Consider the following 16,625-nt stretch of genomic DNA (forward strand, 5'->3'; position numbering starts at 1 on the left):
AATGGCTACCTACGACTCAATCATCAACGTCGATGAGTGGATCAGCGACCACTACTTCACCACCGACGAGACCAAGGGCGAATCCTTCACCAAACGCGTGAAAAACCGCACCAAGGAGTGGGCACAGTTGGAGGAGGAATCCAACACCCCCTCCCCCATCAAACGCTTCCAAGCCGCGCGCGGCGACCTCCAGCAAGCATTTGCGACGCAATCGCCTACCGACGCCCTGGTGCGCACCGCATTCAGCTACGGCTCCCCCACCACGCAGCGCTACACCCGCGCCGGGGACACGTTTACCTACCAGGGCTGGGTGGGCAACGCTGGGACTCTGGTGGTGATCAGCGCTGAGGTCAACGAGGACACCACGGAGGAGGACCTGACCACACTCCCCGTCACCGGCGGCATCGCCGCAGAGGGCAAGGAACCGGAGCAGGCCAAAGTATCCAAGCTGGTCGGCGACCTCTTCCTCGCCGCCGAACCTCCGGAGTTCATCGTGGTGCTCGCAGGTGCCTGGGCTGTACTCGCCGAGCGCGAGTCCTGGCCGCTGGGCCGCTACCTCGCCGTGAACCTGCAGCTGGCGGTGGAGCGCAACGACACCAAAAAGGCCGGCGAGCTCGAACGCGTCGCAGTCATCCTTGCCCGCGAGAACCTGGAGCGCGCCGCTGACGGCACCACCTGGTGGGCCGAGACCCGCGACGAATCCCAGCAGCACGCCGTGAAGGTCTCCGGCGACCTGCGCGACGCGGTGCGCGAGTCCATCGAGATCATCGGCAACGACGTTCTTAACCGCCGCCGGGAGCAAAACCTGCCCATCGACGGCGTCGACGGCAACGAGCTGGCGCACCAATCCCTGCGCTACCTCTACCGCATCCTCTTCCTACTGTTCGCCGAAGCCTCCCCCGAGCTGGCCATCCTGCCCACCGGCGCACCGGAGTACGTGGAGGGCTACGGCCTGGACCGCCTCCGCGACCAGATCCTCAACCCGCCCGTGACCGACAAGGCGCGCCGGGGCACCCACCTCTACGCCTCGCTGCAGCTGCTGTTCATCCAGGTCAACGACGGCCACGACCCACTCGAGACCGCAGGCGCCGACGAGGACGCGCAGAACGAGGGCCTGACCTTCCGCAACCTGGAGGCGGACCTGTTCAAGCGCGAAGCCACCTCGCTCATCGACGAAGTGAAGCTCTCCAACGACGCGCTCACCCGCGTCCTGCAGAACCTGCTGCTGTCGAAGGTCTCGGCCGGCAAGGACCGCGGCTTCATCTCCTACGCCACCCTGGGTGTCACCGAGCTCGGCCAGGTCTACGAGGGCCTGATGTCCTACCACGGCTTCATCGCCCAGGAAGACCTCTACGAGGTCGCGCCGAAGGGCGACGCCTCCAAGGGCTCCTGGGTGCTGCCCACCCACGCCGCGGACACCGTGCCGCAGGACAGCTTTGTCATGGAGACCAAGCAGATGGAGGAAGGCGGCACCTCCAAGGTGCGCCGCGAGCACCCGGCCGGCTCCTTCGTGTTCCGCCAGTCCAGCCGCGACCGCGAGCGCTCCGCATCTTTCTACACCCCGCAGGTGCTGACCGAGTTCACAGTCGGCCAGGCCATCGAGGTGCTTCAGGAAGAAGGGCGCATCGAAACATCTGACGACGTACTCAGCCTCACCATCTGCGAGCCCGCCATGGGTTCCGGCGCCTTCGCCGTGGAAGCCGTGCGCCAGCTCGCAGAGCTGTACCTGAGTCTGCGCGAAGACGAGCTGGACACGCAGGTCGACCCCGAAACCCGCGCCGTTGAGCTGCAGAAGGTCAAGGCCCACATCGCCCTGCACCAGGTCTACGGCGTGGACTTGAACCCCACCGCGGTGGAGCTCGCCGAGATCTCCCTTTGGCTGGACACCATGACCAGCCAGCTCAAGGCGCCGTGGTTCGGCCTGCACCTGCGGCGAGGCAACTCGCTCATCGGTGCGCTGCGCTCCACCTACTCCACCGCACAGCTGAAGAAGCGCGAGTGGCTCACCGCCGTGCCGCGCCGGGAACCGGTACAAAACCTGGCCGAGGCTATCGACGCCGGCGAGCCCAAGGACATCTACACTGCCGGCTGCATCCACCAGTTCCTCCTCCCCTCCTCCACCTGGGGATCTGCGGCGGACGCGAAGGACCTGAAGAAGTTGGCCGCCGAAGAGATCAAGGCCATGAAGGCGTGGAGACGGTCTGTCACCGGAAAGGCCCCCACCAAGGAGCAGGCGAAGAAACTGACCAACCTCGCTGCACGCGTGGAATCCCTATGGGCCATCACGTTGTCGAAGATGCGCATCGCGGAAGAACAGATCCGCCGCGACATCGACCTCTGGGGCCGCGAGACCGAGTACACCGCCAAGAACGTCCGACGCGAGCAGATCGAGCGGGAGCTACTTCACGACGCCGAAGGTGCCTACCTGCGCCTGCGCCTGGTCATGGACGCCTGGAATGCCTTGACCTTCTGGCCACTCACCGCCACCGATGAGCTACCGGACCTGGACGAGTGGCTGGCGACCTTTATTGACATCCTGGGTACCGAGATCACCGCCCGTGATGCGGCGCAGGGACAGCTTGGCCGCGCTGACAGCTGGGATGAACTGGTACAGCTCGAGCGCACCGAGATCGAACTCTCCGGCGCACGCAAGATCGAGACCGTGTTGGAGAGGCACCCTTGGCTGAACACGGTCCGCACGGTGGCAGCCGAGCAGGGCTTCTTCCACTGGGATCTCGATTTCGCCGCCGTTTTCGCTCGCGGTGGCTTCGACCTCCAGGTGGGTAACCCGCCGTGGGTGCGTCCGGATGTCAAGATGGACGATCTCTATGCGGAGCTCGATCCGTGGTTTGCGCTTGCTCATAAGCCAACGCAGGCTGTAAAGAACGAACGGCGGGAACGCTTGATTACCAATTCACGGATTCGTGAACTTGTGTACTCCGGAGTAGCTGAATCAGTTGCCACGGCGGCGGTGTTGGGAAGTATTTCAGACTACCCACACCTTAAGGATCAGCGCCCGGATCTCTACCGTGGCTTCATCGAACGCGCTTGGCTCCACCGCGAAAAAACAGGCGTAGTTTCCTTAATCCACCCGAAGTCGCATTTGACTGAGAAAAAGGCAACTATCCTGCGACGAGCGGTCTATCGACGACTGCGTCGCAACTGGCATTTCACCAACAAATTGGGTCTTTTCGACATTAATACGGATGAAAAGAACTTCGATGTTGCGGTCTACGGGGCGCCAAAAGAAACTGTCAGATTCTTACATTGTGGCGGGGCGCATCATCCTCAGACGATAGAGGCCTCTTTTCGCCATGATGGATCAGGCCCGGTCCCGTCATTCAAAACCTCAGACGGAAAGTGGGATCTCACGCCGCATCGAGATCGAATTCAAGTAGTGGATCGCAGAACCTTAGCTACGTGGCATTCCATCCTTGAAACCCCGGGCACCAATGTGGAAGAAGCAAGGATGATCTATTCGGTTAACAGCGAGGCTGCGAAAGTCCTAAATAAACTGGCAAGTGCCCACCGATTTAGAGAACTGAACATGCGGTTCTCGGGAGGCTGGAACGAGACAACTGCAAAGCAGCAAGGATACTTCGAGGCAGGCTGGGCTCATCCCGCTAGTTATTCGGATGTCATTCTGCAAGGCACCCATTTCGGCGTTTCAAACCCCTTAAACAAGCAGCCCGATGAGGGCCTGAAGAAAGATAATTGGCAGGTTATCGATCTCGAAGCGATCACTGAAGATTTCATTCCTGCCACGGGCTATCAGCCGAATCGTCTTGGCAAGCCGAGCTATGACTCCGATTTCGATCAACGGGAGTCACAGAGCGGTAACAAATCTCCCAGGAGTCACTACCGGCTTGGCTGGCGGCAGATGTCAGCTCCGAGCGGTTTCCGAACTCTCTATCCAGCCGTCATTCCTCCGATGGCTACCCATGTCAACGGCGTAGTCTCGGCTTGGCCTTCTAGTGGAGAAGTAGCAACCCTTGTTCACGGAGGTGCGGGTTTGTCGTCATTGCTAGTTGACTTTTATGTAAGAAGCGTCGGGTCGCATCTTTGGCCGGAGTTAATTCAGCAAACACCATGCGAAACCGGCACAGTTTGGGATTCCAATTTGGCGGAGCGCTTCCTCCGCCTCAACTGCCTCACCGAGGCCTATGCCCCGTTGTGGGAGGAGGTTGTGGGGGAACCTTGGGGCGTCGATACGCCTTTGCGCAAGGATGAGGAGCGGCGTGCTGCGCAGGTGGAGATTGATGCGATTGTGGCATTGTCGTTGGGTGTGACGGCGGATGAGTTGTGCATGATTTATCGGACGCAGTTTCCGGTGATGCGGCGTTATGACCAGGAGGATCGGTTTGATGCGAATGGTCGGAAGGTGCCGAAGGAGATCGTGAAGGCTGACGCGAAGTTGAAGGACGGCGCGGAGTTGTCGGTGGCGGATCGGACGTGGACGCATCCGCAGTCGGGTGTGGAGTACGTGTATGAGTATCCGTTTAGGCAGCTGGACCGAGAGGCGGATATGCGGGAGGCGTACGCGCGGTTTGAGGGGGTTATTAACGAGTCGTGATCATCAATTTAGGAGTCTTAGAAGAGTCAGACCTTCGTAGCAAGATTTTTAGTGTCGAAAAGGTTTTTGGAGAGCTCCAACGAACTGAACTGCAAATCCACCGGAACGCATTTAGTAGTGGCGGGCAAGCTCATGCTGAAGAGCTACATGGGTATCAACAGCGACTGCTCGGCAATTTGAGGACCGAAGTATTCGATATTTTCGACTGGGTTACGGCTCGCGGTCACACTAGATCTATAGAGACTGCTCTTCTCCCGCCAAACCTCCGTGACTACAGCGACCACGTAAGTTCTTTGGATGTATTTGATTTCGTCGAACAAAGTGGGATTCCAATCTACGGAGTACCGAGGGGAGGAATCGCTTTGCAACTTATCGAGGCGGACACAACTCAGAAGCGGCGGTTTCTCCTAAACAGGTATTCTTCCCAGATTCTTGATGATTGTGAGGCTGCAATTGCTGCTTCGAAAGCGAACTCAGTCGAGAAGCTTCGCCCCTTTGTGGAGGAGGCGTTAGAAGCTACTCGCGCTGGTTTCACCAAAGCTGCGCAAGCCCTATTCACCACAGTGCTGGACACACTCCTAATGAACTGTTGGAAAACGGATATAGGGATGAAAAAGAAATTGGGTCACCGTAAACGGAGTGGGGCTGTGCCCGAAGAATTCGAGGAGCTGACTGTGAGGGAGGCGCTAGTGTGGCTCCCAGTCTGGAACTCACACTCTGAATACTGGCCGAACCAGAATTTTCCGGCGCCGTACGAGTATTCTCGGCATGCTTCGGTACACCATGTATCCGCAGCGCAGTACAGTAAAAGAAACTGTGTGCAAGCGGCGATGCTGGTGTCAAGCATCTTCCTATCTCGATAGTTGGCGATAACGGATTTGGGCAAACCTACGACGGACCGGTTGGCTTGAGCCTTCTTACGAAAATTCAATTGGGGACAACTATTTCCAAAGAAGCCACTCTTCTTCGGTCGTGCTGATGTCTGCTCCGTGTCGTGGACATTCAAATTCGTGGCGCGACGAAACTGGACGATACCTTACCGCTGATTGGTTCATTCGGATGGGGCTCGTCGTTAGTACAACCGCGCGTACTCTCCTGCGACCAGCTGCCATACCGCTTCCTGGGAATGGGGCGCTGGTGCGTCCAAGAATACGAAGTCGTGTTCGATGACACGCCCAGCACGGTCGGTTCGGCCCTCGGGATCGTCGAAACGCAGAGCTGTTAGCGATGGATCAGTGCCTGCGAATGCAGCTTCGTAAATAGGTAGCGGGTCTGAAAACCCGCCATCACGGAGAAACTTGAAACCCCAGTCCCTGCCTCGGGTCGCCCAGATAAATCTCACGCCCGTCTCCTGACCAAGACGCCTTGTTCTTCTGCCTGAGCGAGCGTGGCTTCGAAATTGAGAAGTGCTGCCTGGAGGTACTCATGTTTCGCCTTCGCGTTCTCTTCGAGGCGCTTCAATTGATCCGATCCAAGTAGCGCCGCAGCGCTGAGGAATGCGGCCAACTTGGCGATGCTATTTATGTGCTTCATTCCCGGAAACTTTTTCAGCAGTGGGTTCGCAATGGCCTTTCCAGCTAGGGCCTTTGGACCAAGCCTGTGCTTGCCGGTAAGTTCCGTGAACTTCACCAACGTCTGATGGGCTTTGCGGGCGGGCAAGATCTTGCGTTCCTCCCAGCGTGCGAAGTGGCTGATCGGAAGCAGCAGCGTAAGCGGCACGATGGTGTCGAGACCGATAGTCGTATCGGTGTCGATGCGGTCCGGGTGGAACTGCGCAGAAGAGAGCCGGAGAAAGTCCTCCCCGAGCGCCACTGCACCACCCTTAACCAGCTGCCCGATATCGAAGCGGAGTTGATTAACTTCGTCGGCGGCGTGGAGGGTGACAAGGTCGGCAAACTGCGATGCGGTGAGGTCCGGGATGAGATCGGCCTTTGAGAGGGTGAGTACCCAAATCCGCGGAAAGTCCACCAAGAGCTTCCCATCAGGAACCAGGTCTGCGCGCATCCTCTGGATCGACTCGCGGTAGTTGCCGAGCACGGATTTGAGATATCGCGCCTGGGTGTCGGGGTCGGTGGTGAGCCGTGAGGCGTCGATAAGCAAGAGTGCGACGTCGGAGCCCATGAGTGTCGCGATGGTGTCCTTCTGGCGTTGCTTCTCTTCCGGAGTACCGGGTGTTTCCTCTAACCACTCCCCCGGGTAGTCGTGCCACACGAGCGACACCTGTTTCGGTGGTGGAGCCTTCTTCGCCTTCGGATCGATGGGCTGATTTACGGAGACCTCGAACTCAAAAGAATTCTTCTTGAACCGGTTCGCCGGAGGCGTGCGGTTCAGATCCCTCATGCCGAGGTAGACCTGCCGGAGGGAGCCGTGCTGTGACGCGTCCTTTGCAGTGATGCGGTAGGCACTGCTGGCAATGGTGCTGGGCTCGGTCATATGGCCGTAGAACGACGACAGGAGCACCGTTTTGCCGCTGCCGCTTTCGCCGAAAACAGCGAGATGCTGGGTATCGGAGGTCGCGTTGTTGCTGGGGAGGATGTTTGGGAGGGCCATTGGGGTGTCCTGGTGGGGTGGGTGGTCTTTGAGCTCCATCGTATCGAGGCAGTACAGATGGCTAGTGGAACGGCCGGAAGAGGGGCTGGAAGGAGCACGTATGCGCGGTTTGAGGGGATGGGTTAAACGCCCGCCAGGGAGAGGAGCACGAGCGCATAGGTCTCGTCGAGGTTGGTGATCTGTGCGAGCAGGACGAAACGTATTGGAACAAACGTTCTATATCGCGGAGGTTGATGACGCGCTGTTGGCTAATATTCGGGTTTAAAAAAGATAACCCAACGAGCTGAGCTGACTAACATGGCAATCGAGATTAAGACCACCAATAACCAGGAACTCCGGGAGAAGAAACGGGACTATCTCGCTGCTCTCCTCAAGTCCACACGCCAGCCTTCTGCGAGCATTGAAGAACTACGTGCGCTCGCCCACTCGGGCATGCTGGATAGGTCCGAGCGGGCCCTGTACGACGATTTAAGCGTCGTATTGATGCTGCTGGGCGAGGGACAACTTGAATCTGCGTGACGAGGCTGAGCTGTTTCTCGATGAGGTGAGAAGCACGCGTATCGATGCTCTCCCACTCGATGAGTGTTGTCTCGGATAAGTTGCGCATGATTCACCTAGCGCAGCTGCCGGTGAATCGGCGTTTGGCCAGGAGGGTTGTTCGATGCAAATGACCGTGGGTGACAATGAAGATCGTGAAGGTGTCCGCCACGTTGCGGAGCAGCGTGGATTTGTCGGTGGCGGATCAGATGCGGAGGCATCGGATGTCGGGCAAATGGTCTTAGGTTTGAAACAGCCGAAAGAAGAGCTGTTTACTGGACGGCAAAGGTGCCGCCAGTTGACTAGAGTTTCGCTAATTATCGCCCGTTGCGATGTTGGTCGGTCCTGGCCATCTCTAACCGTCGGAACTCAACTTCAAGAACCTCCATGCTCAATAGCGCGTCCCAGTGGTTTGTATCCGGGGTATCAGCGGTACTATCGAACTCCTCGAAATCCACCATGTTTCGCCAGGTGTAATCCATGATGGGGTTGTCTGGGTCGGCTTTAAAGCAACACCATGCACGAAGATAATTTATCGCCTGCTCAGCCGTGACGACTATTTCTCTCAACTCTGGGTAGTCGTTATCAGCATGTTTGAGACCTTTGTAGGCGCGATTGAAGCGAGCGGCCCAACCCTCGGGCCTCATCATGGCTATACGAGGCATATCTAGACACACCCGCTTGACGTAGGTGGGGAAGTTGTCTGCGTTTGTACGATAGTCAGCCCTACCCTCGATTCGGTGCCCGAACTCTTCAAAGGCCACAGCTGCATTCACCAAGCGATTTTCCCAGGATGACGATTCGAATAGCGCACGCTTTAAGGCGGCGACGCCGGGCCGGTTATTCGACCAGAAATCAAGCCAGGATGAGAACACCGCGTCGTTCTCTGGTCGATATCTGAGAATCGCGTCAGTATAAGTTAGCCCCTTGCAGTCAGTAAGCCCCTGCTCCGTCACAGGATAAAGGATTTCGCAGGATTTGCGGAGCTCTGGGGCGATCTCCTGCTCATTGAAGTCGAGGATCAGGTTTTCATAGGACTCGACAGTGCGTTTCGAAAATCCGATTTGCCTACCGTAAATAATTGATAGTAAATCAAGAATAGCTTCATGCTCATCAATTGCGGCATCGCGCTTTGCGGAGTCTTCGAGATCTGTCGTCATCCGCGCAATGCTGAAGGCCCGTATCGAATTTGAAAGTATTTCTGATTCGGTTCTTGACTGCACTTCAATGCGATGTTCAATGCTTCCGCAGGTGCTTACGGTATGTCCTTTTAAAAGTTGAACTGCAAGCCAAGTTTCGTCAGCTTCGACAAAATCCCAATCCACCAGGTGAGCACTTTGGCCCATCCACCGTTGAAGCATTGGAATGTACGTTGTGACACGGGATACCGAAGACCATGTTTTTCCGTTACCGCCGAATATCAGCATCTTCGGTTGTAGCATCCAGTTTTCGACTTCGAGTGAACCTGCACCTCGAGTAAAGCGCACAGTAAGGCAGTCGACCAGTTCAACTGCCCCTAGGTCATCTACAAAAGAGAAACTGTGCGGAGTTTGGTAAGAGTGCAGAGGATTTAGGGCTTCGGGCCAACGGCTATTGGGGTAGTCGTATTTGGATACCAAAATCAGCTGTGCTGAATCTTTTTCCCAGCACAGCGAAGCGGCGATCGGCTCGGAATCTTCAGTGAACGCCCAGCCGCGCCTATTTTGCCCCGGGTGAAGGGTATTCTTTTCGCTCATTGATCGATGTGTAACTCCCAGCTACTTCCGTCCTGAAGTACAGGCCTAGATTTAGTCGCATTTTAGCGGCTATAGCACCACATTCAGTCGATAGATTTCCCTGTCCTCTGATGGAACCCCTCACCTTGTCACGGAGGAGCGGACAAGGAGCGACAGCTTGGCCTCGGCCGTCTTCGCTTAGAATCATGTTTGGCGGATAAAGGAATGGTTCAATTCTGTAACAGTTGTCTCTTTCGGTACCCCCAGCTCTGTTTGCCAATTAACCGCAACCTCGACGTTGAATTTTCGAGGCAAGTGAGTGCCTATGAACGGTGTGCTTGCCCCCACTTCGTCCATCCGGCTGTAATGCTTGCGTTTTTCGGTTTCATAGCGATCCAAGTCATCTTGGATCAGCAGTAACAGATCGACATGCCTAAAGTCGAGGTAACCACCAGGCTTAACCACGTTGGTTTCTTTACTAATGTGCTCGTCTCCGATGGTCGACGTAGCTGAAACGCTGAACGCTTCGTGCTGTCCAGTATTAGTGATTCGACAGACGGCATCAGATGGAAAGCTAAGTGACCAAGTCACTAAGTTTTGTTCTAATCTCCGCTCTTCTTCCCTCATGCTTATCTGATTTGTTTCGACCGCTAGTTTGTGAGCTGATCGAGCTACAAGCACCGATTCTGCTGCTAATTCATTGGCTCGAGTAGAGAGCCCCTGACTTTCTTTTGCGAGCTGATTCGATTTGGCAGTTTCGTGCTTAGCCAAGATGGAAACAGCGAAGCCAGCCAAGCCCGACAAGCCCCCTACGATGGCGAAAAAGTTAGCTATATCCATAAGACAACTAAAGCTGAGGTTTTGGTTTACCGCTAGGCGTGCATCGCATGGAAGCGAATTTAAACTTATAAAGTTAACCTCGTGTCTACCCTCATCCCCGTCCACGCATCGGAGCACGTCCTCGGGGGCGTGTCCGAGTATTTGGCCACTGCGTTTTCGCTTGCGAACCCGGAGACGTCCAACGCGCTGAAGGCGTTCTTGGAGGACACGGAGCGGGGGATGTTCCACGGTCCGTACGTGCGCACGCGGTTGCCGTATGCGCGTGCTATCGGGTGGGACGGGATTCTGGATTGGATGCCGGAATGGTTCACGCCTTACCACCACCAGGCGGAGGCTTTCCGGCGCCTGCGTAGTCGGGATGAGCAGGGTGCTCGTCGCCCGGAGCCGACGTTGGTGATCACGGGTACTGGCTCGGGTAAGACTGAGTCCTTCCTTTACCCGGTGTTGGACCACGCGGCGCGGGCTCGCGCTGAGGGGCAACGCGGCACCAAGGCGCTGTTGCTGTATCCCATGAACGCGTTGGCGAACGACCAGGCGGACCGTTTGGCCAAGCTGCTCACCAGCGAGCCGGCGCTGGCTGGGGTGACGGCGGGTATTTACACGGGTGAGTCGGAGGGTACCGTCCGCAAGGTCACGCGGGATTCGCTGATCACTGACCGTGACCAGATGCGCGCGGATCCGCCGGACATTTTGCTGACCAACTACAAGATGTTGGACCAGCTGCTGTTGCGTGAAGAGGATCGGGAGATCTGGAAGCGCTCGGCAACATCGTTGCAGTACCTGGTGCTGGATGAGTTTCACACGTACGACGGCGCCCAGGGCACGGACGTGGCACTGCTGCTTCGTCGGTTGGGGCTGATGCTCAAAGCCCACCAGCCGGAGGGGTTCCTCGGTGAGTACGCATCCAATCCGCTGGGGCGGGTCACGCCGGTGGCGACGTCGGCAACGCTTGGCGGCAAAGACGACACGCAGAAGGTGCTGGACTTCGCGGGCACGATTTTCGGGGAGCAGTTCAGCGCGGACGCGCTGGTCGGCGAGCGCACGCTGACGTACGAGCAGTGGGTCGACGAGATCGCGGAGACATTCGGGAGCCACTCCCCTACACCGCTGCCGGACATCGACCAGATCAAGCAGATCAACAGCACGATCGCGGACGATGCCTCGGGCCGCGACTACGCGGACGCGGTGCTCGAGGTCTTCCGCACGCAGCTGTGGGATGCCGGCGAGACGCTGGAAGAGATCATTGCGGCGTACGCGGTTCACCCTCTGACCCGGGCGCTGCTGGAGGCGGCGAAGAACGCGGCTCCCCTTATCGAGCGCGAGGGTGAGAAGGAAACGACGGTGCCGGCGGCGGTGCTCGGCGAGATTGTGGTGCGCAGCCTCAAGGAGGGCCCGGCACGCGAGTTTGTCACCCACCTGCTCACCGCGGTCGCGCACGTGCGTGCGCTGGCGGGCGAGAAGTACGGCTTCGGCGGCAAGCGCTTGCCGGGTGTGGAAACGCACCTGTGGCTGCGTGAGGTCTCCCGCATCGAGCGCACGGTGACGCCGACTGAGGACGGCGAGGTGTTTCGCTTCGCGGATGACGGCCAGCTCGGCGGGGACGATGCTGCGGTGTGGCTGCCAGCGATCTACTGCCGCGAGTGCGGGCGCGCCGGGTGGATGACGGCGCTGGAGCCCGGCACGGACGCGGTGGTGCTTGGTGGCGGGGAGATCCGCAAGGCGAGCGTCGATAAGCCTGAGCTTGTGCGCCCTCTCATCGATGCCACCAATGAGTACCGCCGGGCGCTCAAGGACGGCAAGGAGATGAAGGAGTTCGGCGACGACGAGGGCAAGCGGGCCCTGATGTGGTTCCACACGCAGACCCGCACGCTGTCTGCGAGTGAGCCGGACGAGCGGGAGCGGGCGGAGGGCCTGTCGGTGCCCGTGATTACCTACGCCGGGCTCGACGCTGGCGAGTACGCCCGCGAGCAGGTGTGCCCGTCATGCGGGGAGACGGACACCATCCGCTACATCGGTTCGCGCGTGGCCACGCTGCTGTCGGTGGGGCTGTCCAACCTGTTCGGCATGCCGCAGCTGGAGCAGGAGGAGAAGAAGACCCTCGTGTTCGCGGACTCGGTGCAGGACGCGGCGCACCGTGCGGGGTTTGTGCAGGCCAGGGCGCGCGCGTTTGGCATTCGCGCGTTGATGCGAAGCGTCGTCGCAAGCTCCGACAATGGAGTACAAGGTGAGGTCTCTGTGGCGCAGCTGCCACTGCGGATCCTTGAGCGCGCAGACGCCGCTGAGGACCCGTTGCGCGCGCGGTTTGAGCTGCTGCCCCAGGAGATCGCGGAGACACCCACGTTCCGCGCGTTCTGGGAGAAAGACGCGGACGACGCGTCCCGGCGCGCGGCCACCGCGGCGGTGCTGGAGCGCCTTGAGCTGGACGCGGCGCTCGAGTTCGGCCAGCAGGCGGACCTGCCGCGTTCCCTTGTGTCCACCGGTGCGCTCACACCGCGGGTGGATGTGGATGACGCGGTGCTGCTCGAGGCGGCGGAAGAGGCGCTGCGCAGCATCGACAGCGGCCTGTTCGAGGTGGTGGACGCTACCGACCCGCAGGTGCGGCTGCGCTGGATGCGCGGGCTGTTGGAGCAGGTGCGTGCCCGCGGCGGCGTGTACACGCCAATGTTCAAGTCTTACCTCCAGGACGACGGCAACACGTGGCGCCTGCACAACCGCTACGCCAAGGCCCGCGGCATGCGCCGGTTTGCCAAGGGCGGCGCGCCGGAGTTCCCGCGCTCTGGGCCGGCGGTAGATGACAAGGACCGCGGCGTGACCCCGTTGGGCAGCCCGCGCGGGCGCTACGCGCGGTGGACCTCCAAGGTGCTGGGGATCGGCGCCCACGACGCGGCGACGGTGCTCACCAACGTGTTCCGCGAGCTCGCCCGGCGCGAGGTGCTCATGGCCGTGTCCACGGATACCGGCGGCACGATGTACGCCATTGCCTCGCAGCAAGTGGTGGTGGCTGGTGAAGGTGAACCGGCGATGTTGCAGTGTGGGGTGTGTCATGCACCGTTGGGCGTCGATAGGCAACTGCGCTCGCTGCTCGCGGGCCTGCCGTGCCCCACGCCCGGCTGCCCCGGCGAGCTCGAAGACGAGCCGATTGAGGCGAACTATTACTCGCAGCTGTACACCTCCACCAACCCGCGCGCGGTGGTGGCGCGCGAGCACACCGGGTTGATCCCGAAGGAGGAACGCCTCGCGCTCGAGCGGGCGTTCCGCAGCGGCGCTGAGGCACCGAACGCGCCGAACGTGCTGGTGGCAACGCCGACGTTGGAGATGGGCATCGATATCGGCGACCTGTCCACGGTCATGCTCGCCTCGCTGCCCACCACCGTGTCCTCGTACGTGCAGCGTGTAGGTCGCGCCGGGCGTCTCACCGGCAACTCGCTGGTGCTCGCGTTCGTGCAGGGCCGCGGGAGCATGCTGCCGAAGCTGAACCAGCCGCTGTCTGTCATCGCGGGCACCGTGGTGCCGCCGGCGGCGTTCCTCTCCGCCACCGAGATCCTGCGCCGGCAGACCACTGCGTACTTGGTGGACACACTGTCGTTTCGAAACAGCGGCCTGGATGTGAAGTTTTCGCGCGACGTGTTCAGCACCCGCAAGGTCTCGCTGGTGGAGGTGCTCGGCGAGGACATCGCGGCCGGCGTGGAGGACCGCGTGGACGCGTTTTTGGCCACAGTGGCAGGGCCCGTGGACGCGGCCACTGTGGACGGGGTGCGCGCGTGGGCGTGCGGGCAGGGGCCCGACTCGCTCACGGGCGAGATGGAGCGCACCCGCAGACTCTGGGACGGCGAGGTCAAGGCGTTCACCACGCGGCTGAGCACCCTCCAAGACCAGCTGAGCGCGCTGGACGCCAAGGTGGACCCGAATGCGGGTACCGAAAACGCCGATGCGGAGCTGGAGCGAGACAAGCGCAGCACGAAGGCGGCGTACCACCGCACCGCCAAGGACCTCAACGACATCCTGCTCGGCGAACACTGGATCAGCTCCATGGAGCGCTACGGGCTGCTGCCCAACTTCACGCTGTTGGATGATGCGGTGGAGTTGTCCGTGGTGGTCTCCCAGCTCAACCCGACCACCATGCAGATCGACCCGGACTCCTTCGAGCTCTCCCGCGGTGTGTCCTCCGCGCTTCACGAGCTCGCGCCGGGCAACACCTTCTACGCCCGCGGCATCGCCGCCACCGTGGACGCGGTCGAGGTCGGCTTCAACGGCGCGGACATCGAGCGTTGGCGTCTGTGCCCCGAGTGCTCCTACGCCGAGACCGTGCGCGAAGGGGCCGCCGCCGGGGCGTGTCCCTCCTGCGGTGCGGACACCTTCGCCGACAACGGCCAGGTGTTGGATACGGTGCGCATGCGCCGCGTGTCAGCGGAGGTGGATCGTGGCAATGCGCTTATCGACGACTCACGCGACGACCGCCGCGAACTGAACTACCACACCGCCCTGAGCTTCTCCGTGCCGGAAGGCGGCCACGGCGGCAAATGGTTCCTCTCCCAAGGCTTCGGCGCGGAGTACCTGCGGTACGTGAACTTGAGCTGGTTCAACCTGGGCCGCGGGCCCGCGATGAAGCGCATCTTCGCTAACGCGGAGATTGATGCGCCCATGTTCACCGTCTGCAACTACTGCGGGCACTTGGACTCACAGAAGGGCACGAACTCCAAGTGGGACCACCGCCCCTGGTGCCCGAAGCGCAACGCCCGCGAGGAGGAGTCCGTCACCGTCGCGCTGTCTCGCACCCTGCAGACCCAGGGCGTGCTGCTGCACGTGCCGGTGATGCTCACCGCGGGCGACAAGGCGACCATCCCGAGCCTGACCGCCGCGATCAAGCTGGGCTTCAAGGAGGTGCTCGGCGGCGACCCGGACCACCTGGGTGTGGTTACCGTCCGCGTGCCGGATGACCGCGGCGGCACCGTCGAGGCGCTGCTCATGCACGACAACGTCCCCGGCGGCACCGGCTACCTCTCCCAGTTCGCCTCACCCGAAGACGTCCGCTGGCTCTTGGAAAAGGCGTTTACGAAGGTCGCGGAGTGCGCCTGCCAAGACGACGAGCGTCTCGCCTGCCCCGAGTGCCTCTTGCCGTACACCCGCTGGCAGCAGATCGACGTCACCTCCCGCGCCGCCGCGGAACGCGCGCTGCGTGCGATTTTGACTAACCAGGACCACCCCTCGGCAGAGACCGATCCCCTGCAGGTGGCGTGGGAGCCGCAGACGGAGGCGCCGCAGCTGGATCAGTCCTCCAGTCTGGAGGTGCGCTTTCGCGAGATGCTGCGCGAGGCCCTGGAGGCGCGCCACGCCACCGTCAAAGACATCGCCAACGCCGGCGGTGTGGAGTGGCACATCACGTTCTCGTCCGGTGAGGAGTGGTCCATGCGCGAGCAGCACGACTACGGCTACACCCGCCCGGATTTCCTCTTCCAGCACCGCCGTAACCCGCTTGTGCGGCCGGTGGCCGTGTACACCGACGGCGTCGCGTTCCACTTCAGCCCGCAGCACTACCGCTTCCCCTCGGATATCCAGAAGCGCAACAGCCTGCACCACACCGACAAGCAGATCTTGCCGTGGAACGTCACCGATGCCGGCCTGGACTGGTTCGCGCAGGAGGTGGAGGTCGGTGCCGCAGCACCAACGTGGGTGAGCGAGGACGCCGAGGAACGCGCGCGTGACATGGAGGGCATCGGCAACAACGAGATTGCTTTCCTCAAGGCCTCCCCCATTACCCAGCTGCTTACCTACCTGGCGGAGCCGAACCGGGCCTCGTACGCGCTCATGGACGAGGCGTTGCTGCGGATGCTGAGCGGGTCGCTGCGCCCATCGCGCATCCCGGGTGGTGGGCGCCTGACCTTCCGCAGCGAGGTCCATTTCGACGGAACCCTGGCGGATGGTGCGGTGGCCCTGCGCCGCCTGCACGTCGACGCCACCGAACCCGGCTCCATCACCACCGACAACTGGCGCGACTTCCTGCGCTTCGCCAACATCATGTGGCTGGCCAACAACGCCGTCACTGTTGCGGTCGGTGATGGGGAGATGGTTGGGCAACCGGAGGTCGTCGAGAAGCAAAGTGCCGTCGAGACCGCGGTGAGTGGGCTGTGGGCCGAGGCGATCGAGGAGTTCGAGGACGAAGCCGACGTGGCCGCCGCGCTGCGCGCCCTCGTGGACGCGGGCGCGGCGCCGACCGAGGAGATCGGCGAGGAAATCGGCTCCATCCCCACCGCCGTGTCCTGGACCGAGCTGCGCATCGCACTGTTGATCGAGCAGGACGCCTCCTACACCGACGCGGAAGCCAAGCTTCGCGAGCAAGGCTGGACGCTGCTGTACCCCGATACACTCTCGCCAGAGATGATCCCGGCCGCGCTGCTGGGTAAGGAGTAACA

The 16,625-nt window shown here is 60.7% G+C and carries 6 protein-coding genes; 3 read left to right on the forward strand and 3 right to left on the reverse strand.

Going from position 1 to position 16,625, the window contains the following annotated elements; translation table 11 throughout:
* Position 1: 1 nt before the first annotated feature.
* Positions 2–4,573 (forward strand): Eco57I restriction-modification methylase domain-containing protein, encoded by a 4,572-nt coding sequence (locus HMPREF2734_RS00830; RefSeq protein ID WP_070568332.1) that lies wholly within the window; start codon positions 2–4, stop codon positions 4,571–4,573.
* 1,338 nt (positions 4,574–5,911) lie between these two features.
* On the opposite strand, the gene HMPREF2734_RS00845 is transcribed toward HMPREF2734_RS00830, so the two are convergent.
* Positions 5,912–7,123 carry a TRAFAC clade GTPase domain-containing protein gene (locus HMPREF2734_RS00845; RefSeq protein WP_070568499.1) on the reverse strand — a complete coding sequence of 404 codons (1,212 nt, stop codon included), beginning with the start codon at positions 7,121–7,123 and terminating at the stop codon, positions 5,912–5,914.
* A 297-nt stretch (positions 7,124–7,420) separates the two neighbouring features.
* Between HMPREF2734_RS00845 and HMPREF2734_RS00850 the strand changes: the two genes are divergently transcribed.
* Positions 7,421–7,642, forward strand: a complete 222-nt coding sequence (locus HMPREF2734_RS00850) for a hypothetical protein (protein ID WP_070568338.1) — start codon at positions 7,421–7,423, stop codon at positions 7,640–7,642.
* Positions 7,643–7,977: 335 nt separating this feature from the next.
* Here HMPREF2734_RS00850 and HMPREF2734_RS11705 read toward each other — a convergent pair whose 3' ends face one another.
* Together HMPREF2734_RS11705 and HMPREF2734_RS11710 are read right to left on the reverse strand one after the other, a co-directional pair.
* On the reverse strand, positions 7,978–9,396 hold the full coding sequence (locus HMPREF2734_RS11705; RefSeq protein WP_141750382.1) for a hypothetical protein: 1,419 nt from the start codon (positions 9,394–9,396) through the stop codon (positions 7,978–7,980).
* Positions 9,397–9,579: 183 nt separating this feature from the next.
* Positions 9,580–10,215, reverse strand: a complete 636-nt coding sequence (locus HMPREF2734_RS11710) for a hypothetical protein (protein WP_141750383.1) — start codon at positions 10,213–10,215, stop codon at positions 9,580–9,582.
* 81 nt (positions 10,216–10,296) lie between these two features.
* Here HMPREF2734_RS11710 and HMPREF2734_RS00865 point away from each other — a divergent pair, with 81 nt between their 5' ends.
* Entirely contained in the window at positions 10,297–16,623 is a 6,327-nt protein-coding gene (locus HMPREF2734_RS00865) for a DEAD/DEAH box helicase (RefSeq protein ID WP_070568347.1), read from the forward strand.
* Positions 16,624–16,625: the final 2 nt, after the last annotated feature.

It is taken from the genome of Corynebacterium sp. HMSC055D05 (assembly GCF_001810365.1).
In the GTDB taxonomy this organism is placed as follows: Bacteria; Actinomycetota; Actinomycetes; order Mycobacteriales; family Mycobacteriaceae; genus Corynebacterium; species Corynebacterium coyleae.